The sequence below is a fragment of the Streptomyces sp. WG5 genome (assembly GCF_049974565.1).
Taxonomy (GTDB): domain Bacteria; phylum Actinomycetota; class Actinomycetes; order Streptomycetales; family Streptomycetaceae; genus Streptomyces.
In genome coordinates this window covers 155,514-182,269 of sequence record NZ_JBNGGC010000005.1, presented here as the reverse complement: position 1 = coordinate 182,269, position 26,756 = coordinate 155,514, and the positions used below count along the sequence as shown (strand labels likewise).

The following is a 26,756-nucleotide window of genomic DNA, read 5'->3' as shown; positions in this document are numbered from 1 at the left end:
GCATGACCATACGAGTGCTGCTCGCGGACGACCAGAACCTCGTCCGTGCCGCGTTCGCCCTGCTCGTCGCGTCGGCCCCCGACATGGAGGTCGTCGGCGAGGCGGGCACCGGCCGCCAGGCCGTCGACCTGGCCCGCACGGAACGCGCCGACCTGGTCGTGATGGACATCCGCATGCCCGACCTGGACGGCATCGAGGCGACCCGGCTCATCGCCGCCGACGAGGACCTGGCCGGTGTGAAGGTGCTGGTCCTCACCACCTACGACACCGACGACAACATCGTGGAGGCACTGCGGGCGGGCGCCTCGGGCTTCCTGGTGAAGGACACCAGACCCGCCGACCTCCTCGACGCCATCCGTACCGTGACGGCGGGCGACGCCCTCCTGTCGCCCGGCCCCACGGCACGGCTGATCGAGCGCTTCCTGCGCAGCCCTTCGGCACCGGTGACGGGCGGCGGCGGCCCCGACCGCCTGTCGGACCGGGAGCGCCAGGTACTCACCCTGGTCGCACGCGGCTTCAACAACACCGAGATCGCCGACTGCCTGGGGCTGAGCCCGCTGACCGCCAAGACCCATGTCAGCCGCATCATGGGCAAGCTGGGGGCGCGGGACCGGGCGCAACTGGTCATCGTGGGCTACGAGTCGGGGCTGGTGACGCCGGGCGCCGGCTACTCGCAGTAGGTGTCCGCGCCCGGCCGCTCTCCCGTCGCCAGGAAACGGGAGACCGTACGGTCGCCGCAGGCGTTGCCCTCGGCGAGGTAGGCGTCGTGGCCGGTGGAGTCCACGGTGACCATGACCGCGCGCCGGCCGAGTGCCTCCCGCATCTCCAGGGCGCCGCTGAGCGGGGTGTTGACGTCCCGTTCGTTCTGGACGAGCAGGATGTTGGACGGCCCCCGGTCGGTGATCCGCACGGGCGCCTCGCGCGGCGGGTACGGCCAGGCGGCGCACAGCATCGCGTTGCGGGGCATGCCGGCGGTGAGCGGGTACGCGGCGCGGCTGTCGGTGACGTCCTTCTGGTACACGGCGGCCGACGTCGGCCAGGCGACGTCGTTGCACAGGACGCCGGCGCCGACCGCGGTGACGTTCTGCAGCACGGCCTCGGGCGGCCCGGCGGGCGCGGGCGGCACGGTGCCCTGCCGCGCGGCCCGCATCAGCTTCGCGAGCGTGGGATAGCGGCTGGGAGACGCGAAGCTGTCCAGCATGGTCTGGCGCAGCACGTTGCCGTTCAGCTCCTCCGGGTTGGCGCCGGGCCACGGAATCGGCTCCCGGTCGAGCCGGGCGGCGAGCCGCAGGAACATCGGCCGCACGTCGGCGGCCCTGCGCGCCACCCGGTCGGGGTTTCCGGGCCGCGAGGCCCAGGCGGCGAAGTGCGGGAAGACGTCCTCCACCCCCTGCTCGTGCCCGGCGAGCCAGGCGCGGTTGACGCGGGTGGGGTCCGGGTTGTCGAGGCTGTCCAGCACGACGCGGTCGGTGCGGTGCGGGAAGAGCTGCGCGTACACCGCGCCGACGTACGTCCCGTACGAGACGCCCCACGCGGAGATCTGCCGCTCGCCGAGCGCGGCCCGGATGCGGTCGATGTCGCGGGCCTCGTTGGCGGTGCTGAGGTGCTTGATCAGTTCCCCGCCGTTGCGTGCGCAGGCGTCGGCCATGCGGCGGGCGGTGGCCATGTTGCCGTCCACGGAGCCGTCGGGGGCGGGCCAGGGGCGGATCCTGGAGGTGGCGAGGTCGCCGTGCTCCAGTCCGCAGGTGACGGGGATGGAGGGGGCGAGGCCGCGCGGGGCGAACCCGATCAGGTCGTGGGTGTCCCGTACCTCCTGCGGCAGCTTCTGTCCCTTTCTCGAGGGGTCGCCCAGACTCGAGCCGCCCGGCCCGCCGGCGATGAGCAGCAGGGCCCCGCGCCGGGCGTCCGGATTCTCGGCGGGGATGCGGGAGACGGCGACGTCGATGAGAGGGCTGTCGGGATCGGCGTAGTCCATGGGGACCTGGAGGGTGGCGCACTGCTGACGGGGATCGACGGTGCCGCCGCCCTCGCAGTCCGTCCAGGTGAGGGACGTGGCCGGGCTCGCGGTCGCGGAGGCCGTCGCGGTCACGGGCGCGGTGATGCCGAGGAGGGCGGTGGAGACGCCGACGATGGCGGCGTTGCGGATGGTTCGGGTGCGCTGCGTCATACGACGACCCTCGCGGATGCCCGGGGCCCTCCCCATCCGGGCAACAACCTGATACGCAGGGGGGATTACCCCAATGCCCCCACTCGGGGTCGACCCTGACTCCTGTCAGTCCGTCGCCGCACGCCGCGCGAGCCCGGCGACGAACTCCGCCCAGGCGGCCGGCCCGACGAGGACCACCGGGCTCCACCACATGGGCGAAGTAATCCGCATACCGAGGATCGTCAATCAGCTTCCGGCACAGCCGCTCGAAAATACCGTCGGTTTGCAGTACTCCGTCAATCCGCTGCGCCCCATGCGGCTGGGGTTTGCGAATTGCATGTTCGAACTGGCCGATGTATCCACCGGAGACGAATACCCGAGCGCCCAGCTCGACTTGGGTGTTTCCGGCGTCCTCTCGACGGCGTTTTAGTTCAATACCGAAGAACTCCCGCGCCGCGTGCCGTGAACCGTTGGCCATAACCAACCCCCCTGCACTGACCAGCACTTGTAGTGCGAGAACTCCTCCCGAGTGTAGTCACGGAGAGGCATTCTTGGGATACGAAGAGTGAAACCGTAAAGGGAAGGGGAACAGGGTGGAGGCACGACACTCGGCGCTCTGCGCCGAAGAAGCGGAGGTAGCGGTGAAAGAATTGCGCGCAGCGCTCACTGAGGCAGGAATTACTCTGCCGTCACTCGGGCTCGACCCGGTGAGTCTTGCGCGGGAGGCCCCCTGTCCGCTCATCGAATTGGGCAGGTGTTCCGTCGAGACCGCGCTGCGACTCGCGGCGGTGCTGCGATGATGATGCCGCCGATCGGGTCCTATGCCGTCGACACCCGGAGCGGTCGGGTCGGCGTCGTCATGGGGCATGAGGGGCCGTACGTGCAGATGCGGCCGTACGGCGGGGGGCGGGAGTGGGACGCCGTGCCGGGTGACGTGCGCCACGCCACCCCGTCCGAGCGGCTCAGCGCGGCGACGGCGTACACCAACGCCCGGAGCCGTGGCGAGGTGCCTTGAGGCATGCGGGACAATGGGCGCCATGAGTCTGTTCCGCGACGACGGCATCGTGCTGCGCACCCAGAAGCTGGGCGAGGCGGACCGGATCATCACACTGCTCACGCGCGGTCACGGACGCGTACGCGCCGTGGCCCGCGGGGTGCGGCGGACGAAGTCGAAGTTCGGGGCACGGCTGGAGCCGTTCTCGCACGTGGACGTGCAGTTCTTCTCCAAGGGGAGCGAGCTGGTCGGGCGCGGACTGCCGCTGTGCACGCAGAGCGAGACCATCGCGCCGTACGGCGGCGGGATCGTCGCCGACTACGCGCGGTACACCGCCGGGACGGCCATGCTGGAGACGGCCGAGCGGTTCACCGACCACGAGGGCGAGCCGGCGGTGCAGCAGTACCTGCTCCTGGTCGGCGCGCTGCGGACCCTCGCCCGGGGCGAGCACGCGCCGAACCTCGTGCTGGACGCGTTCCTGCTGCGCTCCCTCGCCGTGAACGGTTACGCCCCCACCTTCGGGGACTGCGCGAAGTGTGGTATGCCCGGTCCGAACCGGTTCTTCTCGGTCGGCTCGGGCGGATCCGTCTGCGCCGACTGCCGGGTGCCCGGCAGCGTCGTACCCTCACCGCAGGCCCTGGAACTGCTCGGAGCGCTGCTCACGGGAGACTGGGGGACCGCGGACACGTGTGAGCCGCGGTATGTGCGGGAGGGGAGCGGGCTGGTCTCCGCCTACCTGCACTGGCACCTGGAGCGCGGCCTGCGCTCCCTGCGATACGTCGAAAAATCCTGAAGGAGACGAGAGACACATGGCCGTACGCGGGTTCCTGGGGCGTCAGCGCCGGGAGTACAGGACGCCGGAGCAGCACCCGTCCGGCGCGCGGCCCCCGAACCTCGGTGAGCTGGTGCCCGAGCATGTGGCGATCGTCATGGACGGCAACGGGCGCTGGGCCAAGGAGCGCGGGCTGCCGCGCACCGAGGGGCACAAGGTCGGGGCCGAGCGGGTGCTGGACGTGCTCCAGGGCGCGATCGAGATCGGCGTGGAGAACATCTCCCTGTACGCCTTCTCCACGGAGAACTGGAAGCGGTCGCCGGACGAGGTGCGCTTCCTGATGAACTTCAACCGGGACTTCATCCGCAAGTCCCGCGACCAGCTCGACGAGCTGGGGGTCCGCGTGCGCTGGGTGGGGCGGATGCCCAAGCTGTGGAAGTCGGTCGCCAAGGAGCTCCAGGTCGCCCAGGAGCAGACCAAGGACAACGACAGGCTCACCCTGTACTTCTGCATGAACTACGGCGGGCGCGCCGAGATCGCCGACGCCGCGCAGGCCCTCGCCGAGGACGTGCGGGCCGGGCGGCTCGACCCGTCGAAGGTGAACGAGAAGACGCTCGCCAAGTACCTGTACTACCCGGACATGCCGGACGTGGACCTGTTCCTGCGGCCGAGCGGGGAGCAGCGGACGTCCAACTACCTGCTCTGGCAGAGCGCGTACGCCGAGATGGTGTTCCAGGACGTGCTGTGGCCCGACTTCGACCGGCGCGACCTGTGGCGCGCGTGCCTGGAGTTCGCCTCCCGGGACCGGCGCTTCGGCGGGGCGATCCCGAACGAGGAGCTGCTCGCCATGGAGGGGCGGCCGGAGACCTCCAGCCCGTCCGGGGTCTGAGGACGGGGCCGTTCGGGCCGACGAGGGGGCCCGGGGCGCTGCCCCGGGCCCGGGCGGCTCAGTCGCCGGAGGCGTTCGCGCAGTCCGCGCAGGTGCCGAAGACCTCCACGGTGTGCGCGACGTTGACGTAGCCGTGCTCGGCGGCGATGGCCTCCGCCCACTTCTCGACCGCGGGGCCCTCGACCTCGACCGCCTTGCCGCAGGTGCGGCAGACCAGGTGGTGGTGGTGGTCGTCGCTGGAGCAGCGGCGGTAGACGGACTCGCCGTCGGCGGTGCGCAGGACGTCGACCTCGCCGGCGTCGGCGAGGGACTGCAGGGTGCGGTAGACGGTGGTGAGCCCGACCGAGTCGCCCTTGTGCTTGAGCATGTCGTGGAGCTCCTGCGCGCTGCGGAACTCCTCGACCTCCTGGAGGGCCGCCGACACGGCGGCCCGCTGCCGGGTGGCACGGCCCTTCACGGGCGGTCCAGCGGTCGTCACCGGATTCCTCCTCACGTCTGCGGTCTGCGGCTTGCCGGGCCATTGTGCCAGCCCGGCAGGCCGGCGGTCAGACGCCGACCTCGTCCGCGGCCCCCCGGGTGGCCGGAATCGTGCACTCCGTCGGATCCGCGGCGTCCCGCGCCGCGCCGGCCGCCCGCGCGCGTCGCCGGGCCAGCGGCGTCGCCAGCGCGGTGAGCAGCACGAACGCGCCGATGGTGAGCAGCACGATGGTCGCGCCGGGCGGCACGTCCTGGTAGTACGAGGTGACCGTGCCGCCGATCGTCACGCTGACGCCGATGGCGACGGCGATCGCGAAGGTGGCGGCGAAGCTGCGGGTGAGCTGCTGCGCGGCGGCCACCGGGACCACCATCAGCGCCGACACCAGCAGCAGCCCGACGACGCGCATCGCGACCGTCACCGTCACCGCCGCCGTGACGGCCGTCAGCAGGTTCAGCGCGCGCACCGGCAGGCCGGTGACCCGGGCGAACTCCTCGTCCTGGCTGACCGCGAACAGCTGGCGGCGCAGGCCGAGGGTGACCAGGACCACGAAGGCGGCCAGCACGCAGATCGCCGTGACGTCGGACTCGCTCACCGTCGACAGCGAGCCGAAGAGGTACGAGTTCAGGTTGGCGTTGGAACCCGTCGGCGCCAGGTTGATGAACATCACGCCGCCGGCCATGCCGCCGTAGAAGAGCATGGCGAGGGCGATGTCGCCGCGGGTCCTGCCGTACCAGCGGATCAGCTCCATGAGGACCGCGCCGAGCACGGCGACCAGGGTGGCCATCCACACCGGGGACCAGGTGAGCAGGAAGCCGAGGCCGACGCCGGTCATCGCCACGTGGCCGATGCCGTCGCCCATGAGGGCCTGGCGGCGCTGGACCAGGTAGATGCCGACGGCGGGGGCGGTGATGCCGACCAGGACGGCGGCCAGCAGCGCCCGCTGCATGAAGGCGTAGTTCAGTATTTCCATGGGGGCCTTCTCAGCTCAGCAGACCGGTGCGGATCGGTTCGGCGCCGGCCGCCGCGTGCGGGTGTACGTGGTCGTGGCCGGGCAGCGCGTGCTGGCCGACCGCCTCGGGGGGCGGGCCGTCGTGCAGGACGCAGCCGTCGCGGAGCACCACGGCCCGGTCGATCAGGGGCTCCAGGGGGCCCAGCTCGTGCAAGACGAGCAGGACGGTGGAGCCGGCCGCGACCTGCTCGCGCAGGGTGGCGGCGAGCACCTCCTGGCTGGCCAGGTCGACGCCCGCCATCGGCTCGTCCATGATCAGCAGCTCGGGTTCGGCGGCGAGCGCGCGGGCGATCAGCACGCGCTGGTGCTGGCCGCCGGAGAGGGCGTCCACGGAGTCCTTGGCCCGGTCCGCCATGCCGACCAGGTCGAGGGCCCGGCGGACGGCCTCGTGGTCGGCCTTGCGCAGGATGCCGAAGCGGGCCCGGGAGAGGCGGCCGGAGGAGACGACCTCGGTCACCGTCGCGGGGACGCCGCCCGCGGCCGTGGTGCGCTGCGGGACGTAGCCCACGCGCGCCCAGTCGCGGAAGCGGCGGCGCGGGGTGCCGAACAGTTCGATCTCCCCGGCGGTGACCGGTACCTGGCCGATGACGGTGCGCACGGCGGTGGACTTGCCCGAGCCGTTGGCGCCGAGCAGGGCCACGACCTCGCCGCGGCCCACGGTGAGGTCGATGCCGCGCAGGACGGGGCGTGAGCCGAGTTCGGCGCGGACGCCGCGCAGGGATATGACGGGCTCGCTCATGCCGCCCTCCAATGGGTCGATCATGTGGCTCCCAGGGCCGTCCGCAGGGCCTTGAGATTGGCTTCCATGACCTGGAAGTAGTCGTCGCCGCGGGACGTGTCGGTGATGCCCTCGAGCGGGTCGAGGACGTCCGTCTTGAGGTTCGCGTCCTTGGCGACCGTCTTCGCGGTCTTGTCGCTGACGAGCGTCTCGTAGAAGATCGTGGAGACGCCGTCGGCCTTGGCCATCTTCTCAAGCTCCTTGACCCGGGCGGCGCTGGGCTCGGACTCGGGGCTGAGGCCGCTGATGGACTCCTCGGTCAGGCCGTAGCGCTCGGCGAGGTAGCCGAAGGCGGAGTGCGTGGTGATGAAGACCTTGGTCTTCGTGTCCTTCAGGCCGGTCTCGAACTTCGTGTTCAGCTCGCCGAGCTTCCCGACCAGGGCCTCGGTGTTCTTCCTGTAGTCGGCGGCGTGGTCGGGGTCGGCCTTCTCGAAGGCCTTGCCGACGCCCTCGGCGACCTCGGCGTACTTGACCGGGTCGAGCCAGATGTGGGGGTCCTTGCCGCCGGCCTCGTGGCTGTGGTCGTGGCCGTGCTCGTCCTCGGTGTGGCCTTCGCCGGCGTGCTCGTCCTCGGTGTGGCCTTCGCCGGCGTGCTCGTCCTCGGTGTGGCCTTCGCCGGCGTGCTCTTCCCCGGCGTGCTCCTCCCCGGTGTGGCCTTCCTCGGCCGCGTGGCCGTCGGCCTCGGTGCCGTGCTCCTCCAGGGAGGTCAGCGTGGCCGCGTCGATCTTCGTCTTGACGCCGGACTGGCCGATGGCCTCGTCGACGGCGGGCTGGAGGCCCTTGAGGAAGAGCGCGGCGTCGGTCTCCTCCAGCTGCGCGCGCTGCTTGGTGCTGAGCTCCAGGTCGTGCGGCTCCTGGCCGGGCTGGGTCAGACTGCTGACGTTGACGTGCTCGCCGCCTATCTGCTCGGCGAGGAAGGCCATGGGGTAGAACGACGCGACGACGTCGAACTTGTCCGTGTTGCCCGCCGCCGCGCTGTCGCTGGAGCAGGCGGAGAGGGTTCCGAGGCCGAGCGCGGCGGCCGCGGTGACTGCTATGCCGGATATGTGTCGTCGTCGTACGTTCATGGCATTCATTTTCAACAAATATGGAAACGGTTGTCAACAAACGGTCCGGTACGCCGGGCGGAGGCCAGGTGGGCCCCCGATTTGGCCGGGGGGCCGTCCGCGCCGGTAACCTGAGGCATTCTCTGGAAGCATCTCGCTTCGTCGCCCGTCGTCGTAATGAAGAGAGCACCGTGGCCGCCGACAAGATCGACACCATCGTCAGCCTGAGCAAGCGCCGTGGCTTCGTATTCCCGTGCAGTGAGATCTACGGCGGTCAGAAGGCCGCCTGGGACTACGGACCGCTGGGTGTCGAGCTCAAGGAGAACCTGAAGCGCCAGTGGTGGCGGTACATGGTCACCTCGCGCGAGGACGTCGTCGGTCTCGACTCGTCCGTGATCCTGGCCCCCGACGTCTGGGTCGCCTCCGGCCACGTCGCCACCTTCACGGACCCGCTGACCGAGTGCACCTCCTGCCACAAGCGGTTCCGCGCGGACCACCTGGAAGAGGCCTACGAGGAGAAGAAGGGCCGCGCCCCGGAGAACGGCCTCGCGGACCTCAACTGCCCCAACTGCGGCAACAAGGGCACCTTCACCGAGCCCAAGCAGTTCTCCGGTCTGCTCTCCACCCACCTCGGCCCGACCCAGGACAGCGGCTCCGTCGCCTACCTGCGGCCCGAGACCGCGCAGGGCATCTTCACCAACTTCGCCCAGGTGCAGACCACTTCCCGCCGCAAGCCGCCGTTCGGTATCGCCCAGATGGGCAAGTCCTTCCGCAACGAGATCACGCCCGGCAACTTCATCTTCCGCACCCGCGAGTTCGAGCAGATGGAGATGGAGTTCTTCGTCAAGCCGGGCGAGGACGAGAAGTGGCAGGAATACTGGATGGAGCAGCGCTGGAACTGGTACACCGGCCTCGGCCTGCGTGAGGAGAACATGCGCTGGTTCGAGCACCCGGCCGAGAAGCTCTCCCACTACTCCAAGCGCACCGCCGACATCGAGTACCGCTTCCAGTTCGGCGGCAGCGAGTGGGGCGAGCTGGAGGGTGTCGCCAACCGGACGGACTACGACCTCTCCTCGCACGCCAAGGCCTCCGGCCAGGACCTCGCCTACTACGACCAGGAGGCCGGCGAGCGCTGGACGCCGTACGTCATCGAGCCGGCGGCCGGTGTCGGTCGGGCGATGCTCGCCTTCCTGCTCGACGCCTACGTCGAGGACGAGGCGCCGAACGCCAAGGGCAAGATGGAGAAGCGCACGGTGCTGCGCCTCGACCCGCGCCTGGCGCCGGTGAAGGTCGCGGTGCTGCCGCTGTCCCGCAACCCGGAGCTGTCGCCCAAGGCCAAGGGCCTCGCCCAGGCGCTGCGGCAGAACTGGAACATCGACTTCGACGACGCCGGCGCGATCGGCCGCCGTTACCGGCGCCAGGACGAGATCGGTACGCCGTTCTGCGTGACGGTCGACTTCGACACGCTCGAGGACAACGCCGTGACGGTGCGCGAGCGGGACACGATGAAGCAGGAGCGCGTGTCGCTGGACCAGATCGAGGGGTACCTGGCCTCCCGGCTGGCCGGCTGCTGACCTTCCCTGACGTCGGCGTACCAGGGGGCTCCGCCCCCTGGCCCCCCGGCCTTCGCCCGCCCTCCACCCGACTCGGTCGGGTGGAGGGCGGGCGTTTTCGGCAGTGGTCCCCCGCGGCGGTGACTCATCGGCCCTGCGGGGCGGGCCGTCCGCCTGTGCCCACCCGACTCCCGTATCCGGGCCCCGGCTTCGTCCAGCCCCCTCCGACCTGGAAGCACACGTGCGGCTGCCGGGGAACGACCTGGCCGGGCCGGCTCGGAGCGCGCCCGTCGCCGACGCGCCGGAAACCGAGGAGGAGTCCGTGTTCGCCGTTGAGGCCCGCGGTGCCGGCGTTCGGGCCCGGGTGCCGTTGCAGGCCGGTGGCCTGCCGCCAGAACGGGTCCCGTCCATGAACCGTATGCCGCGGACGTGGCTGCCGGGCCGCCTTCGAGCGACGGGACCCCTTCACCGGGATGAGTGCCCGAAGTGCGGGAACCCGGATATGTGCGGAAGGTGATGTTCCCAGGGTTTCCACAGCTTGCACGAGCTTGCACAGGGCGAGGACGAACAGTCATGGCTGAGCAGAAATCGGCGCAGACGCTCCCGAGGCCGTTGCACGCGGCCGCGTCGGCGCTGCGGAAGGTGCCGGGCGCCGGGACGGTCGGCAGGGTCGCCGAGGGCGCGCTGGACAGGATCGGGGCCGTGTCGCCGCGCGGGCGGCGCGTGGTCGTGTACACGGGGGCCGGGGTGCTGGGCATCGCCGGGCTGGTCGAGTGGCCGGTGGCGGCCACCGGGGCGGCGGTGGCGTGGCTGACGCGGCCGCGGCCGCAGAAGTCGCCGGAGGCGGAGGCCGCGCGGGTCCTGCAGAACGGGGCGGAGACCTCCGGCGGGAGCGGGGCCGGCGGCGCGGGGAAGTCCGGTACGGCGGCTTCCCGTACGGCGGACAAGAGTTCCGCGCGGCGGAGCACCGCCAGGAGGACCGCGGGCACGCAGACCGCCGCCAGGAAGAGCCCGGCGGCCAGGACGACCACCAGCACGGGCGCCGCGAGGAAGGCGGGCAGCGCCGGGGCGGTCGCCGCGAAGAAGACGGGCACCGCCGGAACGGTCGCCGCGAAGAAGACGAGCAGCGCGGTGAAGAAGAGCACCGCCGCCACGCGGCCCGCCAAGAAGAGCACCGCCGCGACAAGCCCCGTGAAGAAGAGCACCGCCGCGACGACCCCCGTGAAGAAGAGCACCGCCGCGACGACTCCCGCGAAGAAGAGCACCGCCGCGACGACCCCCGCGAAGAAGAGCACGGCCAAGAAGACGACGGCCGGTGCTTCCCGCAGCACGTCCTCGTCGCGTGGCACTTCCAAGGCCAAGGCATCCGCCGGCCGGCCCACCGTGGCCTCCGGGGCCTCGGGCGGCCGGAGCCGGAAGGCCACCACGTCCACGCGGAAGGCGGGCTGAGAGACAACGATGGTCGGTGGACTTCTGACGCGTTCCCAGGGTGCCGTCACCGGATTCGTCCTGGCCGGGCCCCGGCTGCTCGCCCGGGGCACCGCACCCGCGGTGGGCGCCGCGGCCGGCGCCGTGGCGGGCACCGCACGGGCCGGTGTGCGCGGCGCCGACTTCGCGGCGCGCGCGGCACGGGTCTGCCGCGCGGCGCTGCCGGGCGGCACCCCGGACTGGCGGGCCGGACACCGGACGCACCTCGCGCTCCGGCCGGCCGCGACCGACGAGGTGCGCCGGGCGGGCGGCACCGAACGCGTCGCGCGGCGGGTGGCGGCGGCCCTGGCCGAGCACCCGGACGTGGTGCTCGCCTACTGGGACACCGGCCTCGCCCGGCTCGTCGTGACCGCCACCGAGGAGGCCCTGACCGACCGGGTCGTGGACCGGGCCACCGAACTCGCCGAGGAGCACGGACTGACCCGGGCGGAGCAACGGGGCCCGGGAGATCCGGTGGAGGAGCTCGCCCACCCCGGCGACCCGGCCTCGGTGCGCGTCGCGGCCACCGCCCTCGGAGCCGACGTCCTCGGCATCGCCGCCGCCGTGACCGGCGCGCGCCTGCGGCTGCCGCCCTCGCCCCGCCTGGTGACGGCCGTCGCGACGCTGCTGCGCGAGAACCCGACCTTCCGCGCCTGGCTGCGCGAACGGCTCGGCGACCACCGCATGGACGTGGCGCTGGCCGCCGCCAACGCGGCCGTCCACGGCGCCGGGCAGAGCTACACCTCGCTGGTGCTCGACGGCGCGCTGCGCGCCTGCCAGCTGACGGAGGCGGTGACCCGGACGGCGGCCTTCGAGGTCGTGCACGACCGGCTGTGCCTGCCGGGCCGGGGCAGTCTGCCCGCCGCCCCCGCCCTGCGACCGCCGCTGCGGTCCTCCCCGGCGCAGAACTACGCCGCCCACGCCTCCACCGGCAGCGTGGCGGGCGCGGTGGCGACCCTGCTGGTCAAGCACGACGTCGCCGAGGCCGCCGAGGCGGTGCTGGCCGGCTCGCCCAAGGCCGCGCGCTACGGGCCCGCCGCCTTCCACGCCGTACTGAGCGCCGCGCTGTCGCGTACCGGAGTCCTCGTGCGCGACCCCGAACGGCTGCGGCAGCTGGAGATGGCCGCCACGGTCGTCCTGCACCCGAGCGCGCTGCGGGCGCCGGACGCGGGCGCGGACCCGTGGACCGAGGACGTCCTGGACGCCGCGCGGCGCGCCGGACTGCGCGTCGTGATGGTGGAGGACCCGGCGCTGGCCGACTTCACCGGCCTCGCGGACCAGGTGGTCAGCGGAGGACGGCCGCTGCGGCAGGTCGTGGACGAACTGCGCGCCGAGGGCGGTGTCATCACCGTCGTACGGCCCCGGCCCGGCGACGACGATGCGCTGCTGGCCGGGCTGCTCGGCGGGGACGTGGCCGTCGCGCTGGCCGACGCGGACGCCCCGGTGGCGTGGGGCGCGGACGTGATCGCCCCGCACGGGCTCGCCGACGTGTGGCGGCTGCTGCGGGCGGTGCCCGCGGCCCGCGCGATCGGGCGCCGGTCGCAGACGCTGGCCCGGTCCGGGGCCGCGCTGTCCGGGCTGCTGGTGGCGGTCGGCGAGGCGCGCACCAAGGGCAAGAAGGGGAGCGGGGGCGGCGCTTCGGCGCTGCCCGGGCTGCGGCACGCGCCCGTCGACGTGAGCGCGGCGGCGGCCCTGCTGTCCGGGACGCGCGCCGCGCTCACCGTGGCGATGGCCCGCGCCCCGCACCCCCGGGCACGGGTGGCCTGGCACACGCTGGACCCCACGGGCGTACGGGAACGCCTGGCGCGCGAGAAGGAACCCGAGCCGTCCCTCGCCGAACAGCTGACGGCGCGGATGAGGGCAGCGGCCGACCGGGCGGGCCGCGTCCCCGCCCTGGCGCCGGTGAAGTGGACGTGGCAGCTGGGGCAGGCCGTGCGGGGCGAGCTGGACGATCCGCTCACCCCGGTGCTGGCGGTCGGCTCGGCGGCCGAGGCGATCCTCGGCTCCGTCATGGACGCGCTGCTCGTCGTCGGCGCGCTCGACCTGAACGCGCTGGTCGGCGGGTTCCAGCGGCTGCGGGCCGAGCGGGCGCTGTCCGGGCTGCTCGCGCAGCAGAAGCAGAAGGCGCGGGTCTCCGAGGAGGAGACGCACGACCCGTCGGCCGAGCCCCGGGTCGTGGACGCGACCAAGCTCCACCCGGGCCACATCGTCGACCTCAAGGCCGACGACGTCGTGCCCGCCGACGCCCGGCTGCTGTGGGAGGACGGCCTGGAGGTCGACGAGTCCGCGCTGACCGGTGAGTCGCTGCCGGTGGACAAGTGCGTGGACCCGGTGACGAACGCCCCCGTCGCCGAGCGGCACTGCATGGTCTTCGAGGGCACGACCGTGGTCGCCGGACGCGCCCAGGCCGTCGTCGTGGACACCGGCGAGCACACCGAGGCCGCCCGGGCGGTCTCGCTGGCCGCCCGTACGCCGTCGGCGGCCGGAGTGCAGGCCAGGCTCCAGGAACTCACCCGCAAGGCGCTCCCCCTCACCCTCGCCGGCGGGGCCGCGGTGACCGGGCTCTCGCTGCTGCGGGGGACGCCGATCCGGCAGGCCGTCGCCGGTGGCGTCTCGGTGGCGGTGGCCGCCGTGCCCGAGGGGCTGCCGCTGGTCGCGACGGTGGCGCAGCTGGCGGCGGCCCGCCGGCTCAGCCGCCGCGGCGTCCTCGTGCGCACCCCGCGCACGCTGGAGGCGCTGGGCCGCATGGACACCATCTGCTTCGACAAGACCGGCACGCTCACCGAGAACAAGCTGCGGCTGACCCGGGTCGCGGGCGCCGACGGCACGGTCCGCAAGGCCGGCGACCCGGACGCCGCCGACGCCGTACGGATCGCCGCGCGCGCCTGCCCCCGCCTCAACGGCGACGGCGCCCGCCCCACCCACGCCACCGACGAGGCCGTACTCGACGCCGCCGGTCCGGACCCGCAGTGGACGCAGGAGGAGGGCCTGCCCTTCGAGACCTCGCGCGGCTATGCCGCCGCCGTCGGACGGGACGGCGACGGCGCGCCGGTGCTGGTGGTCAAGGGCGCCCCGGAGACCGTGCTGCCCGCCTGCGCCGACCTGCCCTCGCACGCCACCGAGGTGGCGCACGGCCTGGCCCGTGACGGACTGCGCATCATCGCCGTGGCCAGCCGGCCCCTGCGCAAGGGGGAGAAGGCCGCCGACGTCCTCGAACAGGAGCCGGAGAAGCTGGAGTTCACGGGGATGCTCGGGCTGGCCGACGTGGCCCGCGAGACGTCCCCGGCGCTGGTGCGCGGGCTGCGCGAGGCGGGCGTACGGCCCGTGGTGCTGACCGGCGACCATCCGCAGACCGCCCACGCCATCGCCGTCGACCTGGGCTGGCCCGAGGACGCGGTCGTGGTCACCGGCGACGAACTCGCCGCCGCCGACCGCACGGCACGCTCCCGGATGCTGCGCGACGCGGACGTCGTCGCCCGGGTGGCGCCCGAGCAGAAACTCCAGGTCGTCGAGTCGCTGCGGGACGCCGGGCGGGTCGTCGGCATGGTCGGCGACGGCGCCAACGACGCCGCCGCCATCCGCGCCGCCGACATCGGCGTCGGCATCAGCGCCCGCGGCTCGGCCGCCGCCCGCAACGCCGCCGACCTCGTCGTCACCGGCGACGACCTGCTGGTCCTGGTGGAGGCGGTGCGGGAGGGCCGGGCGCTGTGGCACAGCGTCGCCGACGCCATCGCCATCCTGATCGGCGGCAACGCGGGCGAGGTCGGCTTCGGCATCCTCGGCACCGTCCTCGGCGGCGCCGCCCCGCTGTCCACCCGTCAGATGCTGCTGGTCAACCTGTTCACGGACCTGTTCCCCGCGATGGCGGTGGCGGTCACGGAGACCGGCGACCCCGAGCAGGAGGAGGACGACGCGGGCACGCCGCTCGGCACGGCGGTGCTGGGCCGGCCCCTGATCCGCCAGATCCGGCACCGGGCGATGACCACGGCACTCGGCGCGACCGCGGCCTGGCTCTTCGGCCGCTTCACGCCGGGCACGCGGCGCCGCTCCACGACGATGGCCCTGTGCGCCGTGGTCGGCACCCAGCTCGCCCAGACCCTCGCCGACCGCCGCGGCAGCCGCCTGGTCCAGGTCACCTCCCTGGGCTCCGCCGCCGCCCTGGTCGCCCTGGTGCAGACGCCGGGCGCCAGCCAGCTCTTCGGCTGCACGCCGCTGGGCCCCCTGGCCTGGGCGGGCGTGGCGGCGGCGATCGTCCTGGCGCTGGCGGGGCAGCGGGCGCTGCCGGCGGTGGAGGAGGCGGTCGTGACGTACTGGCCGAAGGTGTCGGAGCGGCTGCCGGCGGTGGTGCGGTGACGAGGCCGGCGGGCACGCGGCACGTGCCGCACGGGACAGAACCAGGTGCGGCGCCACCGGACGGGGGCGCACGATGGGCGGGTTCGTCGTAGGCCACGGAAGGGCGTGCCCGTGCACAACCTGGTTCGACTCCGGTCACTCCTGAGCGAGCACGACGATCCGCGTCGACTGGAGCGCCCGAAGGACTTCGACCTCCAGTGGATCCAGGAGGCGCCCGGGCCCCACCCGCAGCGCGCCGGCCACCCTCACGCCCAGCGCGAGCACTGCCCCGCGTGCGTGACAATGGAGGAATGTCCACGCCCACCACGCCCGCCCCCAGCACCACCTCCCGGCCGTTGCAGGTCGGCCCGCACACCGTCGCGCCGCCCGTCGTGCTGGCGCCGATGGCCGGGATCACCAACGCGCCGTTCCGCACGTTGTGCAGGGAGTTCAGTGGCGGCAAGGGCCTGTTCGTGAGCGAGATGATCACGACCCGGGCGCTGGTCGAGCGCAACGAGAAGACCATGCAGCTGATCCACTTCGACGCGACCGAGACGCCGCGCTCGATCCAGCTGTACGGCGTCGACCCGGTGACCGTCGGCAAGGCCGTCCGCATGATCGCGGAGGAGGACCTCGCCGACCACATCGACCTGAACTTCGGCTGCCCCGTGCCCAAGGTGACCCGCAAGGGCGGCGGCTCCGCCCTCCCGTACAAGCGGAACCTGCTGCGGGCCATCGTCCGCGAGGCCGTCACCGGCGCCGGTGACCTGCCCGTCACCATGAAGATGCGCAAGGGCATCGACGACGACCACCTCACCTACCTCGACGCCGGCCGGATCGCCGTGGAGGAAGGCGTCACCGCCATCGCCCTGCACGGCCGCACCACCGCCCAGCACTACGGCGGCACCGCCGACTGGGACGCCATCGCCCGCCTCAAGGAGCACGTCCCGGAGATCCCCGTGCTGGGCAACGGCGACATCTGGTCCGCCGAGGACGCGCTGCGCATGGTGCGGGAGACCGGCTGCGACGGTGTCGTGGTCGGGCGCGGGTGCCTGGGGCGGCCGTGGCTCTTCGCCGACCTGGTGGCCGCCTTCGAGGGGCGCGCCGAGGACTTCGTACGGCCCACCCTGCGCGAGGTCGCCGACGTGATGGTGCGGCACGCCACGCTGCTCGGGGAGTGGATCGGCGACGAGTCGCGCGGCGTCATCGACTTCCGCAAGCACGTCGCCTGGTACCTCAAGGGCTTCGCCGTGGGCTCCGAGATGCGCAAGCGGCTCGCGATCACCTCCTCCCTGGAGGCACTGCGTGCCGGGCTGGACGAGCTGGACCTCGACCAGCCCTGGCCCACCGGCGCCGACGGCCCCCGCGGCCGCACGTCCGGCAACAACCGGGTGGTCCTGCCGGACGGCTGGCTGAAGGACCCGTACGACTGCGCGGGCGTCGGCGAGGACGCGGAGCTGGACACCTCCGGCGGCTGATCAGCCGCGGGTGGGATGCGGGACGGAGCCGTACGCCGTCAGGAACCGGTCGCGGAAGGAGTCCATCCGCCACACCGGGGCGTCCCGGGCGGGCTCGAGGCCCTCCGTCCAGTTCCAGCCGTCGATCGCGTCGAGCACCTCCGGGTCCCTGGCGACGACCGAGACGGGCACGTCCCGGCCCGCCCCGCTGCCGCTGACCCGGGCGGGCGGCTGGTGGTCGCCGAGGAGGACGAGGACCGTGTCGTCGGTGCCGTAGCGCTCCAGCCACTGGACGAGGCTGGTGAGCGAGTACGCGACCGACCTGCCGTACTCCTCCTTCGACCGGGCGGGGTCGGCGATGACGTCGGACGGCCGCACCCCCCGCGCCTCGATGCCGTCGAACACCGAGCCGTCGCCGAGCTCCTCCCAGCCGACCAGCTCCGGGACCGGCGCCCAGGGCTGGTGGCTGGAGGTCAGGATGATCTCCGCCATCAGCGGACGGTCGCGCTCCCTGCCGTGCTCCAGGCGCTGGAAGGCCTCCAGCGCGTACTGGTCCGGCATGGTCGACCAGCTGAACCTCGGGCCCTCGTAGCCGACGTCGAACGCGTCGTAGACCGTGTCGAGCCCGTACCACTCCGCCTCCGGCCAGGCCTTCCGCACACCCGGCATGACGCCGACCGTGTCCCAGGCGCCGGTCCTCCGGAACGCCTCGGTGAGGGTGAGGCGGTCGCCGGCGGTGACGGTGCGGTAGCGCTGCTGGTTGTCGACCCACAGGCCCGACATGAACGTGGAGTGGCCGAGCCAGCTGCCGCCCCCGTACGTCGCCGACGTCAGCCAGCCGCTCCGCGCCCGGTAGCCCGCCTCGGCCAGAGCCTTCGTACCCGTGTCGAGCGTCCGGCCGACACCCGGTGCCACGACGGGGTCGTCGAGGGCGGTCCGGCCGTAGCTCTCGACGAACGTGAAGATCACGTCCTTGCCGCGCAGGTCCGGCACGAGCTGTGCGCCGGGCGTGGCGCCGAAGCGGTCGGTCTTCGCCTCCTTCGCGAACGCCGCCTCGTCCCGCAGCGTGTCCGCCGCCCGGCGCGCCTGCGCCTGAACGGCCGCGGAGGCGTTCCGGGCGGCGACCGGCACGCCGAAGGTCTGCACGCCCAGCGCCGCGCAGGTCATCCACACGGTGGCCGCCGTCAGCGCGCCCCGGGCCGCCCGTTCCCGGTGCGCGGCGAGCAGCTCGCCGAGCCGGACCGCCGCCAGCGTCATGAGCACCAGCAGGAGCAGGACGCCCACGACCGCGCCCACCGCCGCCCAGGCCGCCGCCGCCGCGCCCATCGAGTCCGCCACGTACGAGTGGGCGTCGTCGAGCAGGCCCCAGTCCAGGACGACGTTGAAGCCCCGCCCCAGGTACTCGGTGAAACCCATGTCGAGCAGGTTCAGCACGGTCAGCGCGCCCAGACCCGCCCCGAACAGCGCCGCCAGCACCAGGCGGGGCACGCGCGGCACACGGAGCAGCAGCACCGCCGCGACGACCGCCTCCACCGGGATCCGCGCGAACCGGTTCGGCTCCAGGGCGGCGAGGCTGCCGGGCAGCAGCAGCGCACCGAGGACGAGAACGGCGGCGAGGGCGGTCGTGGTCCCGCGCACCGCGGCGGCGGTGCGCGGGTGGCGGCTGCGCCAGGCGCGCCAGTGGCGCAGGCGGGCCCCGAGGGTCGGGGGCGCGGCGGGTCCGGGTGTGCTGCCGGGGTCCTCGGCGGTCCCGGCGGCCCCCGGTGGCCGGTGGAAAGGCGTGATGACAGGCACCCGGAGGTCCTTCCGTACGAAACCCGGTGGGCGGCGGACCCGGCGAGGGGGCGGGGTCCGCCGCACTGTCGTACGTCCGCCGCAAGCGGTCCGTTCACGCGTCCGCATGGTGACATCCGGCGGCCTGTGGCAGCGTGATTCTCGCCACCTTTGATAGGTGAGCCGCTCAGATGAGCGGATCTTGGTCGGTTCCACTTCTCCAAGGGGTGGCACTGAGTGCCATACCTTGATCGTTCACCGACCGAACCCAAACGAGGAGATCGATGCTCGAATGAGCGTCAGGCGATGCATCTGAGAGATCATTCGTTCAAGAAGTGAAAACACAGGCTGTCGGTCGCTTGCCACACCGTGACTTTCGATCCGCTGGCGGACGAGTGGTTACGGGCGCATGACGCGCAAGTGGACGTACCCATGAGCCTTTGATCTGGGTACATTCCTCGCCGTCAGGGCAGCCACCGCGTCCTCGAGGAGTCGAGACCCGTGTCGGAAAACAAAGATCCCCACGTAGCGAACGCAGCGAACGCGGCGAAGTTCGTTTACGACTTCACCGAGGGCAACAAGGACCTCAAGGACCTCCTCGGCGGCAAGGGCGCCAACCTCGCCGAGATGACCAACCTGGGTCTTCCGGTCCCTCCCGGCTTCACCATCACCACCGAGGCCTGCAAGACCTACCTCGACAGCGGCGAGGAGCCGGCGGCACTGCGTGACGAGGTGAGTGCGCACCTCGACGCCCTCGAAGCAACGATGGGCAAGAAGCTCGGCCAGGCCGACGACCCCCTCCTCGTGTCGGTCCGCTCCGGAGCCAAGTTCTCCATGCCCGGCATGATGGACACGGTGCTCAACATCGGCCTCTCCGACACGTCGGTGCAGGGCCTCGCCCAGCAGGCCGGCGACGACCGGTTCGCCTGGGACTCCTACCGCCGCCTGATCCAGATGTTCGGCAAGACCGTCCTCGGCGTCGACGGCGACCTCTTCGAGGAGGCGCTGGAGGCGGCGAAGGCGGCCAAGAAGGTCAGCGTCGACACCGAGCTGGAGGCCGCCGACCTCAAGAAGCTCGTCACCACGTTCAAGAAGATCGTCAAGACCGAGGCCGGCCGGGACTTCCCGCAGGACCCGCGCGAGCAGATGGACCTCGCCATCAAGGCCGTCTTCGACTCCTGGAACGGCGAGCGCGCCAAGCTCTACCGCCGCCAGGAGCGCATCCCGCACGACCTCGGCACCGCCGTCAACGTCTGCTCCATGGTCTTCGGCAACCTGGGCCCCGACTCCGGCACCGGCGTCGCCTTCACCCGCGACCCCGCCTCCGGACACCAGGGTGTCTACGGCGACTACCTCCAGAACGCCCAGGGCGAGGACGTCGTCGCGGGCATCCGCAACACCGTCGCCCTCGCGGAGCTGGAGTCGATCGACAAGAAGTCGTACGACCAGCTGATGCAGATCATGGAGACGCTGGAGAACCACTACCTGGACCTCTGCGACATCGAGTTCACCATCGAGCGCGGCCAGCTGTGGATGCTTCAGACCCGCGTCGGCAAGCGCACGGCGGGCGCGGCCTTCCGCATCGCCACCCAGCTCGTCGACCAGGGCCTCATCGACGAGGCCGAGGCCCTCCAGCGCGTCAACGGCGCCCAGCTCGCGCAGCTGATGTTCCCCCGCTTCGACGACGACGCCAAGGTCGAGCAGGTCGGCCGGGGCATCGCCGCCTCGCCGGGCGCGGCGGTCGGCAAGGCCGTCTTCGACTCGTACACCGCCGTGAAGTGGTCGCGTTCGGGCGAGAAGGTCATCCTGATCCGCCGCGAGACCAACCCCGACGACCTGGACGGCATGATCGCCGCCGAGGGCATCCTGACCTCGCGCGGTGGCAAGACCTCCCACGCGGCCGTCGTCGCGCGCGGCATGGGCAAGACCTGTGTCTGCGGCGCGGAGGAGCTGGAGGTCGACACCAAGCGCCGCCGGATGACCGTGCCCGGCGGGCACGTCGTCGAGGAGGGCGACGTCGTCTCCATCGACGGCTCCTCCGGCAAGGTCTACCTGGGCGAGGTGCCGGTCGTGCCGTCGCCGGTCGTCGAGTACTTCGAGGGCCGCATGCACGCGGGCGCCGAGGACGCCGACGAACTGGTCGAGGCCGTCCACCGCATCATGGCCTTCGCCGACCGCAAGCGCCGGCTGCGGGTGCGCGCCAACGCCGACAACGCCGAGGACGCGCTGCGCGCCCGCCGCTTCGGCGCCCAGGGCATCGGCCTGTGCCGCACCGAGCACATGTTCCTCGGGGACCGGCGCGAGCTGGTGGAGCGGCTGATCCTGGCCGACACCGAGGCGGAGCGCGAGGAGTCCCTGAAGGCGCTGCTCCCGCTCCAGAAGCGGGACTTCGTCGAGCTGTTCGAGGCGATGGACGGCCTCCCCGTCACCGTCCGCCTCCTCGACCCGCCGCTGCACGAGTTCCTGCCGGACATCACCGAGCTGTCGGTACGCGTCGCGCTCGCCGAGTCCCGCCAGGAGCCGCACGAGAACGAGCTGCGCCTGCTCCAGGCCGTGCACCGGCTGCACGAGCAGAACCCGATGCTGGGCCTGCGCGGCGTCCGTCTCGGCCTGGTCATCCCCGGCCTGTTCACCATGCAGGTGCGGGCGATCGCCGAGGCCGCGGCCGAGCGCCGGGCGGCCAAGGCCGACCCGCGCGCCGAGATCATGATCCCGCTGGTCGGCACCGTCCAGGAGCTGGAGATCGTCCGCGACGAGGCCGACCAGGTCATCGCCGAGGTCGAGGCCGCCACCGGCGCCAAGCTGAAACTGTCCATCGGCACGATGATCGAACTGCCGCGCGCCGCGCTGACCGCCGGGCAGATCGCGGAGGCCGCGGAGTTCTTCTCCTTCGGCACCAACGACCTGACCCAGACGGTGTGGGGCTTCAGCCGGGACGACGTCGAGGCCAGCTTCTTCACGGCCTACCTGGAGAAGGGCATCTTCGGCGTCTCCCCGTTCGAGACCATCGACAAGGACGGCGTCGGCTCCCTGGTCGCCGCCGCCGCGCAGGCCGGCCGCGCCACCCGCCCCGACCTGAAGCTCGGCGTCTGCGGCGAGCACGGCGGCGACCCGGAGTCCGTCCACTTCTTCCACGAGGCCGGCCTGGACTACGTCTCCTGCTCCCCGTTCCGCATCCCGGTGGCCCGCCTGGAGGCCGGCCGCGCGGCGTCCCAGTCGAAGGGCAGCGACCACCGCTGAGCGCTCCGCCGGGAGACCGGCACGCCACCCTGCGGGCCCGTCGTGGCCGGTCGCGCGGTTCCCCGCGTCCCGAAGGGGCACGGGGAGTACCGCCCGACCCGCGGGGCGAAGACCCCGGAGCCGCCGTCTGTCACCCGACCACCCTCACCGATCGGCGGCGGCTCCGGACCACGGAAAGAGGGCGGCACCCCGTGCGGGGGGTGCCGCCCTTCGTCTCACCGCCGCGCCCGCACGGGGGTGCCTCTTCGTCCGCTGCCGCGAGTCGCTCGCCCCTCAGCTCGGCGACGTTCAGCGCGTCCGCGAGACATTCGGCCGTCCGGCGGGGCATGAACCATGACTCGTCCGCTGTGAGTTGCGGTCCGCTCAGCACCGCCTTCACAAGCCCGAGCACGACGGTCGCCGACTCGATCAGGTCGTTCTCCCATGCGTCGCTCATGGCAGCGACGAGTCCGCCCGGCTGACAGAAACCGGTGCGCTCGTCCGCCGTTCCCGGCATGCGCCGAAGGCCGCTCATGCCGACGCCCCCAGGAACTCGACGCACATCGTTGGGTGTGCTGCCGTCGTCCGCCGGTCGCGCTCTCGCTCGCATGCCACGAGATACGGCCGGACAAGCGGAAAGGCGTCTGCGTTGATCACATCAGTGGGGCGCGGAGCCCTGGGCATCGACAGCGGACGCGTGGCGCGCTGGACCGGTTGTGCCGGCACGGCTTTCTTCAGGTGCGCTCCACGGGACGGCAGGAACCGCCTGAGAAGCGCGGCGATAAGGTTGCGCATGGCCGAAGCTGCGTTCTTCGGTCGGCCCCAGGGGGGAACGGCCCTTGCCCGGCCGCCCTGGGGGCGCTTTTCGTGTCCGCACACCCAGTAGCGTGGATAGGACGCCGTGTGCCGGGCCGCTACGCCCGGAACGGCCCCGTCACCTCGTACGTGATCCCGCCCGACGAGCTCCCGCGCGTCCCCCGCTGGCTGGAGAAGTACAGCCGCTTGCCGTCGGGGGAGAACGCCGGGCCCGTGATCTCCGAGCCGGACTGGCCGTCGATGCGCAGGAACGGGGCGATCACGTCGTCCGGGGTGATGACGCAGATCTCCATGTTGCCGCCGTCCTCCGCTACGAACAGGTCGCCGGAGGCGGAGCCGGTGACGTTGTCCACGCCCGTCAGCGGGGCCGTGCCGGACGTCACCAAGGAGTCGTCGTAGGCCAGTTCCAGGGTCTGGGAGGCCGCGTTGTACTGCCAGACGCGGTTGTCGCCCTTCGTGGTGAACCAGCAGGTGCCGTCGGCGTAGTGGCATCCCTCGCCGCCGTTGAAGCGCTTGGCGCCGGAGACCTGATTGCGGGTGGCCGTGGCGCCGGAAGGGTCGGGGACCCTCGCCCAGGTCACGGGGCCGCTGGTGGCCGTGCCCGCGACCAGCACCTCCAGGGTGCCGGAGGACAGGTCGCCCCAGGTCGTCGGGCGGAAGCGGTAGAAGCAGCCGTCGGACACGTCCTCCGTCAGGTACACGACCTCGCGGACCGGGTCGGCTGCCGCGGCCTCGTGCTTGAAGCGGCCCATGGCATCGCGGCGGACGGCGGCCTTCACGCCCCAGGGGTCGGTCTCGTAGACGTAGCCGCGGTCGACCTCCTCGCAGGACAGCCAGGTGTTCCACGGGGTCTTGCCGCCCGCGCAGTTCTGACGGGTGTTCGACAGCACGCGGTATGCCGCCGTGATCGTCCCGGTGGCCGAGAACTTCACCGCGCTCGCGCCCCCGGACGGGTTGATCTCCGAGTTGGACACGTAGATCCAGCCTGTGCCGTCGGCGTAGCACGCGCCGCCGTCGGGGGCGTTGTGCCAGGTGTACGACGTGCCCGGGACCTTCTGGCCGGAACGGGCGACGACCCGGCTGGTGAAGCCGCTGGGGAGTCTGATGCCGTTGGCGTCGGGCGAGCCCAGCGGGCCGTAAGGGCCCGTGCCGGGCTGGGCGGGGGCCGCGTGGGCGGCGCCGCGCCAGAGGGTGCCGCCCAGGGCGGCGGAGGAGCCGCCGAGGGCGACCGCACGCAGGAGGGTACGACGTTCCACTCTCACTCCAGGAGTGCCGTGACCGCCCCGCCGCCGGGTGACGGCGGGGTCGCGCGGTCACGGACTTTAGGGGGGTGGGGTTGACGGGTCATGGACAATCCGTGACGCCCCGCGGTACATGCCGGCCCTCGCCCGGTGCCGGGGCTGAGGGGCCGCTGGACCCGCGGGGCGTGCCGCGTCAGCGGGCGCCGTTGCTCCGGCGCCGGTTCACCGCCAGCAGCAGTCCGCCGCCGGCGAGGACGACGGCCGCGCCGCCCGCCGCGAGGTACGGCGTGCTGTCGTCGCCGCCGGTCTCGGCCAGGTCGGCGCCCTGCCGCCCGGCGGCCTCCTCGGCGCCCGCCTCGCCGCTCCCGGAGTTCTCCGCGCTCCCGGAGCCCGCACCGTCGTCGGTCTCCTTGTCGCCCGCGGGCACGAAGTCCGCGGGCGGCTTGTCGCAGCCGACGCCGTCCTTGTCGCGGTCCAGGTCCTCGGCGTAGTGCTCGTCGCCCTTCTTGATGTTGGAGTATCCGGCGTCGTACGCCTCGGTGCAGTTCTCGAACGGGTGGGTGCCTTCGTGCGCCTGGGCGGCGGTCGGCAGGGCGGCCAGGGCCAGCGCGGCGAGGGCCACGGCGGCGGGCTTGCGGAGCAGGTTCATCGAGAGTCCCGGGATGGTGTGGATGAGCGGATATGAGGTGACGAACGTAGTGAGGTGCAGATGATGTGGTGGGCATATGGAGGACTCGTGACGCGAACGTGACGTGACCGGACGGTAGCTCTCCGCTCCGAAGCGCCGGCGCGTACGGTGAGAGAGGTCCGGACCAGGGAAGGAGCCGCGGATGACCGGCTGGAACGTGGGCGACATGCCCGGCCTGGACGGACGTGTCGCCGTCGTCACCGGTGCCAACGGCGGCCTCGGCTACGTGGTGGCCCGGGAACTGGCGCGCAAGGGGGCGTGCGTGGTGCTCGCCTGCCGCAGCCGGGCGCGGGGGAGCGACGCCGTGGAGCGCCTCCTCGGCGAGGTGCCGGACGCCGCCGTGGAACTGGCGCGGCTGGACCTCGGCGACCTGGCCTCCGTCCGCGAGTTCGCGTACGCACTGCCCTACGAGCGGATCGACCTCCTCGTCAACAACGCCGGCGTGATGGCGCTGCCCTACGCGACGACGGCGGACGGCTTCGAGACGCAGTTCGGCGTCAACCACCTGGGGCACTTCGCCCTCACCGGGCTGCTGCTGCCCACCCTGCTCGCCACGCCCGGCGCCCGGGTCGTGACCGTGTCCAGCCTCATGCACACGCTGGCCAACGTCGATCCGCGCGACCTCAACAACGTACGGCGCTACGGGCGCTGGACCGCCTACGCCCGCTCGAAGTCGGCCAACCTGCTCTTCACCCACGAGCTGGCCCGCCGGCTCGCGGCACGGGACGGCGCGGCGGACGTGTGCGCGGTCGCCGCCCATCCGGGGTACGCGGAGACCGGCCTGCTGACCGCCGGACCCCGTGCCGAGGGGCGCCGGGTCGCCGAGCGGCTGATGTCGCTCGCGGGCCGGGTCGTCGCCCAGCCCGCGGAGACGGGCGCGCTGCCCGTCCTGTACGCGGCGACCGCGCCCGGCGTGCCCGCCGACTCCTTCACCGGTCCGTCCTTCGCGATGTGGCGCGGGGCGCCCGCACCCTCCTGGCGGGCGCCCTGGACCACCGACGACGCGATGGGGGAGCTGCTGTGGGCCGCCTCCGAGCGGCTGACGGGTGTCACGTACGAGGCCCTGAAGGGCTGAGGCCGGAGCCCGGTCGGCCGGGTCGGCCCGGGCGGCCCGGGTGGCTCAGCGGTCCACCGCCACCGCCGTGAACGTCGTCTCGGGGGTCTGCGGACTGGTGAAGCGCGCGTTGACGAGGTAGAGGCGGTCGCCGAAGCGGGCGGCGGTCGCGGGGACGTCGAAGCGGGGGTCGGTGATCGTGCGGCGGAGGGTCGCCGTGCCGGCCCTGGCGTCCAGGTCCCACACGCTGACCAGGTTGAGCCGGTTCTGGACGACGTACAGGGTGCGGCCGACCCGGACCAGGCCGTCGCCGTGGACCACGTCGTCCGCGCCGACCAGCCTGACGCGGGTGGCGCGGCCGGTCCTGAGGCTGACGCGGTACAGCTCGCCGGCCGTCATCCTGACGACGATCAGGCCCCGCCCGTCGGGGGTGGAGACGATGCCGTTGGCGTTGATGACGTCCGGCGTGTGCTCCCAGTCGCCGGTCAGCGGCAGGGCGCGCACGCCGCCGCGCCGGCCGCGCGGGACGCCGTACAGGACGGGCCCGTACGAGTCGGTGAACCAGGCGCGGTCGCCGACCAGGGCCACGTCGTTGACGAAGTGGCCGGTGGTGTCCGTGAGCTGGTGGGTGCGGAGCAGTCCGCCGGTGCGGGAGTCGATGATCCGCGCGGTTCCGCCGCCGCCCCCGGCGACGTACAGCAGGCCGTCGTGGTCCAGTTTCAGACCGATGGCGGCGAGGCCCGCGGCGCCCTCGTGGACGACGCGGCCCTCGCCGGTGCGCAGGTCGGTGCGGTAGACGGCGCCGTCGGCGCGCGATCCCATGTAGGCGTACGGTCTCCGCCCGATGGTGATGCCCTCGGGCAGCCAGCCGTCGGGCAGCGGGAACCGGGACGGCCACGTCGCCCCGGGGGCGGTGGCCTCGGCCGGGCCGGTTCCGGCGGCCACCGTCAGCGCGGCGAGGGCGGCACCGCCGAGCACCGTGCGCCGGGACGGCCGGGAGGGGTGGTTCCGAGTCATGGTGCGGGCCTCCGTCGAAGAGGGGCA

Annotated in this window: 21 protein-coding genes and 1 pseudogene; 11 read left to right on the top strand and 11 right to left on the bottom strand. The window is 72.7% G+C overall.

Annotated features, from left to right (window positions below; genetic code table 11):
* Positions 1-2: 2 nt before the first annotated feature.
* The gene (locus ACP4IX_RS07360) at positions 3-680 is read left to right on the top strand and encodes a response regulator (protein WP_426555039.1); all 678 of its coding nucleotides are present in this window, start codon (positions 3-5) and stop codon (positions 678-680) included.
* Here ACP4IX_RS07360 and ACP4IX_RS07355 read toward each other — a convergent pair.
* Positions 668-2,167: an alpha/beta hydrolase gene (locus ACP4IX_RS07355; RefSeq protein ID WP_426555038.1), complete on the bottom strand. Its 1,500-nt coding sequence runs from the start codon at positions 2,165-2,167 to the stop codon at positions 668-670. The genes ACP4IX_RS07360 and ACP4IX_RS07355 overlap by 13 nt on opposite strands.
* A 181-nt stretch (positions 2,168-2,348) precedes the next feature.
* Positions 2,349-2,624, bottom strand: a pseudogene (locus ACP4IX_RS07350) (helix-turn-helix domain-containing protein); the annotation flags it as partial.
* Positions 2,625-2,739: 115 nt separating this feature from the next.
* On the opposite strand from ACP4IX_RS07350, the gene ACP4IX_RS07345 reads away from it, so the two are divergent.
* The 4 genes from ACP4IX_RS07345 to ACP4IX_RS07330 are packed head-to-tail and all read left to right on the top strand — an operon-like array spanning position 2,740 to position 4,801.
* Positions 2,740-2,946 (top strand): hypothetical protein, encoded by a 207-nt coding sequence (locus tag ACP4IX_RS07345; protein WP_426519720.1) that lies wholly within the window; start codon positions 2,740-2,742, stop codon positions 2,944-2,946.
* Complete coding sequence (locus ACP4IX_RS07340) at positions 2,946-3,161, top strand: hypothetical protein (RefSeq protein ID WP_426519883.1); 216 nt, start codon at positions 2,946-2,948, stop codon at positions 3,159-3,161. Before ACP4IX_RS07345 ends, ACP4IX_RS07340 begins: the two co-directional genes overlap by 1 nt.
* A 22-nt stretch (positions 3,162-3,183) precedes the next feature.
* A complete protein-coding gene (gene recO, locus ACP4IX_RS07335; protein ID WP_426555037.1) occupies positions 3,184-3,933 on the top strand; it encodes a DNA repair protein RecO in 750 nt (249 codons plus the stop codon).
* A 16-nt stretch (positions 3,934-3,949) separates the two neighbouring features.
* Complete coding sequence (locus tag ACP4IX_RS07330; protein ID WP_426519716.1) at positions 3,950-4,801, top strand: isoprenyl transferase; 852 nt, start codon at positions 3,950-3,952, stop codon at positions 4,799-4,801.
* Positions 4,802-4,859: 58 nt separating this feature from the next.
* On the opposite strand, the gene ACP4IX_RS07325 is transcribed toward ACP4IX_RS07330, so the two are convergent.
* The 4 genes from ACP4IX_RS07325 to ACP4IX_RS07310 all read right to left on the bottom strand — a co-directional run bounded on the left by ACP4IX_RS07325 (position 4,860) and on the right by ACP4IX_RS07310 (position 8,133).
* Entirely contained in the window at positions 4,860-5,279 is a 420-nt protein-coding gene (locus ACP4IX_RS07325; RefSeq protein WP_426519714.1) for a Fur family transcriptional regulator, read from the bottom strand.
* A gap of 67 nt (positions 5,280-5,346) precedes the next feature.
* Complete coding sequence (locus tag ACP4IX_RS07320) at positions 5,347-6,249, bottom strand: metal ABC transporter permease (protein WP_426519712.1); 903 nt, start codon at positions 6,247-6,249, stop codon at positions 5,347-5,349.
* A gap of 10 nt (positions 6,250-6,259) precedes the next feature.
* Positions 6,260-7,027 (bottom strand): metal ABC transporter ATP-binding protein, encoded by a 768-nt coding sequence (locus ACP4IX_RS07315; RefSeq protein WP_426519710.1) that lies wholly within the window; start codon positions 7,025-7,027, stop codon positions 6,260-6,262.
* 20 nt (positions 7,028-7,047) lie between these two features.
* Positions 7,048-8,133 (bottom strand): metal ABC transporter solute-binding protein, Zn/Mn family, encoded by a 1,086-nt coding sequence (locus ACP4IX_RS07310; protein ID WP_426555036.1) that lies wholly within the window; start codon positions 8,131-8,133, stop codon positions 7,048-7,050.
* 170 nt (positions 8,134-8,303) lie between these two features.
* Between ACP4IX_RS07310 and ACP4IX_RS07305 the strand changes: the two genes are divergently transcribed.
* From ACP4IX_RS07305 to dusB, 4 genes are all read left to right on the top strand, one after another.
* Complete coding sequence (locus ACP4IX_RS07305) at positions 8,304-9,686, top strand: glycine--tRNA ligase (RefSeq protein ID WP_426519706.1); 1,383 nt, start codon at positions 8,304-8,306, stop codon at positions 9,684-9,686.
* Positions 9,687-10,238: 552 nt separating this feature from the next.
* Complete coding sequence (locus ACP4IX_RS07300) at positions 10,239-11,114, top strand: hypothetical protein (protein WP_426555035.1); 876 nt, start codon at positions 10,239-10,241, stop codon at positions 11,112-11,114.
* 9 nt (positions 11,115-11,123) lie between these two features.
* Positions 11,124-15,485 (top strand): cation-translocating P-type ATPase, encoded by a 4,362-nt coding sequence (locus ACP4IX_RS07295; RefSeq protein ID WP_426519702.1) that lies wholly within the window; start codon positions 11,124-11,126, stop codon positions 15,483-15,485.
* Positions 15,486-15,775: 290 nt separating this feature from the next.
* On the top strand, positions 15,776-16,942 hold the full coding sequence (gene dusB / locus ACP4IX_RS07290) for a tRNA dihydrouridine synthase DusB (RefSeq protein WP_426555034.1): 1,167 nt from the start codon (positions 15,776-15,778) through the stop codon (positions 16,940-16,942).
* Here dusB and ACP4IX_RS07285 read toward each other — a convergent pair whose 3' ends face one another.
* The gene (locus ACP4IX_RS07285; RefSeq protein ID WP_426555033.1) at positions 16,943-18,715 is read right to left on the bottom strand and encodes a CDP-alcohol phosphatidyltransferase; all 1,773 of its coding nucleotides are present in this window, start codon (positions 18,713-18,715) and stop codon (positions 16,943-16,945) included. It lies immediately after the preceding gene.
* A 480-nt stretch (positions 18,716-19,195) separates the two neighbouring features.
* Here ACP4IX_RS07285 and ppdK point away from each other — a divergent pair, with 480 nt between their 5' ends.
* Entirely contained in the window at positions 19,196-21,934 is a 2,739-nt protein-coding gene (gene ppdK / locus ACP4IX_RS07280) for a pyruvate, phosphate dikinase (protein ID WP_426555032.1), read from the top strand.
* A gap of 130 nt (positions 21,935-22,064) precedes the next feature.
* On the opposite strand, the gene ACP4IX_RS07275 is transcribed toward ppdK, so the two are convergent.
* The 3 genes from ACP4IX_RS07275 to ACP4IX_RS07265 all read right to left on the bottom strand — a co-directional run bounded on the left by ACP4IX_RS07275 (position 22,065) and on the right by ACP4IX_RS07265 (position 24,619).
* Positions 22,065-22,370 carry a hypothetical protein gene (locus ACP4IX_RS07275; protein ID WP_426555031.1) on the bottom strand — a complete coding sequence of 102 codons (306 nt, stop codon included), beginning with the start codon at positions 22,368-22,370 and terminating at the stop codon, positions 22,065-22,067.
* Between the two features lie 457 nt (positions 22,371-22,827).
* Positions 22,828-23,985 carry an alkaline phosphatase PhoX gene (locus tag ACP4IX_RS07270; RefSeq protein WP_426519694.1) on the bottom strand — a complete coding sequence of 386 codons (1,158 nt, stop codon included), beginning with the start codon at positions 23,983-23,985 and terminating at the stop codon, positions 22,828-22,830.
* Positions 23,986-24,163: 178 nt separating this feature from the next.
* Complete coding sequence (locus ACP4IX_RS07265; protein ID WP_426519692.1) at positions 24,164-24,619, bottom strand: LAETG motif-containing sortase-dependent surface protein; 456 nt, start codon at positions 24,617-24,619, stop codon at positions 24,164-24,166.
* A gap of 181 nt (positions 24,620-24,800) precedes the next feature.
* Between ACP4IX_RS07265 and ACP4IX_RS07260 the strand changes: the two genes are divergently transcribed.
* The gene (locus ACP4IX_RS07260) at positions 24,801-25,733 is read left to right on the top strand and encodes an oxidoreductase (RefSeq protein ID WP_426519690.1); all 933 of its coding nucleotides are present in this window, start codon (positions 24,801-24,803) and stop codon (positions 25,731-25,733) included.
* A 45-nt stretch (positions 25,734-25,778) separates the two neighbouring features.
* On the opposite strand, the gene ACP4IX_RS07255 is transcribed toward ACP4IX_RS07260, so the two are convergent.
* Positions 25,779-26,729 carry an SMP-30/gluconolactonase/LRE family protein gene (locus tag ACP4IX_RS07255; RefSeq protein ID WP_426555030.1) on the bottom strand — a complete coding sequence of 317 codons (951 nt, stop codon included), beginning with the start codon at positions 26,727-26,729 and terminating at the stop codon, positions 25,779-25,781.
* Between the last annotated feature and the right edge of the window lie 27 nt (positions 26,730-26,756).

What these genes read in the sequence shown, in the direction of transcription:
- ACP4IX_RS07355 (WP_426555038.1), bottom strand. Translation starts at nt 2,167, where the DNA reads ATGACGCAGCGCACCCGAACCATCCGCAACGCCGCCATCGTCGGCGTC.
- ACP4IX_RS07265 (WP_426519692.1), bottom strand. Translation starts at nt 24,619, where the DNA reads ATGAACCTGCTCCGCAAGCCCGCCGCCGTGGCCCTCGCCGCGCTGGCC.
- ACP4IX_RS07315 (WP_426519710.1), bottom strand. Translation starts at nt 7,027, where the DNA reads ATGAGCGAGCCCGTCATATCCCTGCGCGGCGTCCGCGCCGAACTCGGC.
- ACP4IX_RS07295 (WP_426519702.1), top strand. Translation starts at nt 11,124, where the DNA reads ATGGTCGGTGGACTTCTGACGCGTTCCCAGGGTGCCGTCACCGGATTC.
- ACP4IX_RS07300 (WP_426555035.1), top strand. Translation starts at nt 10,239, where the DNA reads ATGGCTGAGCAGAAATCGGCGCAGACGCTCCCGAGGCCGTTGCACGCG.
- recO (WP_426555037.1), top strand. Translation starts at nt 3,184, where the DNA reads ATGAGTCTGTTCCGCGACGACGGCATCGTGCTGCGCACCCAGAAGCTG.
- ACP4IX_RS07260 (WP_426519690.1), top strand. Translation starts at nt 24,801, where the DNA reads ATGACCGGCTGGAACGTGGGCGACATGCCCGGCCTGGACGGACGTGTC.
- ACP4IX_RS07330 (WP_426519716.1), top strand. Translation starts at nt 3,950, where the DNA reads ATGGCCGTACGCGGGTTCCTGGGGCGTCAGCGCCGGGAGTACAGGACG.
- ACP4IX_RS07360 (WP_426555039.1), top strand. Translation starts at nt 3, where the DNA reads ATGACCATACGAGTGCTGCTCGCGGACGACCAGAACCTCGTCCGTGCC.
- ACP4IX_RS07255 (WP_426555030.1), bottom strand. Translation starts at nt 26,729, where the DNA reads ATGACTCGGAACCACCCCTCCCGGCCGTCCCGGCGCACGGTGCTCGGC.
- ACP4IX_RS07340 (WP_426519883.1), top strand. Translation starts at nt 2,946, where the DNA reads ATGATGCCGCCGATCGGGTCCTATGCCGTCGACACCCGGAGCGGTCGG.
- ACP4IX_RS07310 (WP_426555036.1), bottom strand. Translation starts at nt 8,133, where the DNA reads ATGAACGTACGACGACGACACATATCCGGCATAGCAGTCACCGCGGCC.
- ACP4IX_RS07320 (WP_426519712.1), bottom strand. Translation starts at nt 6,249, where the DNA reads ATGGAAATACTGAACTACGCCTTCATGCAGCGGGCGCTGCTGGCCGCC.
- dusB (WP_426555034.1), top strand. Translation starts at nt 15,776, where the DNA reads ATGTCCACGCCCACCACGCCCGCCCCCAGCACCACCTCCCGGCCGTTG.
- ACP4IX_RS07275 (WP_426555031.1), bottom strand. Translation starts at nt 22,370, where the DNA reads ATGAGCGACGCATGGGAGAACGACCTGATCGAGTCGGCGACCGTCGTG.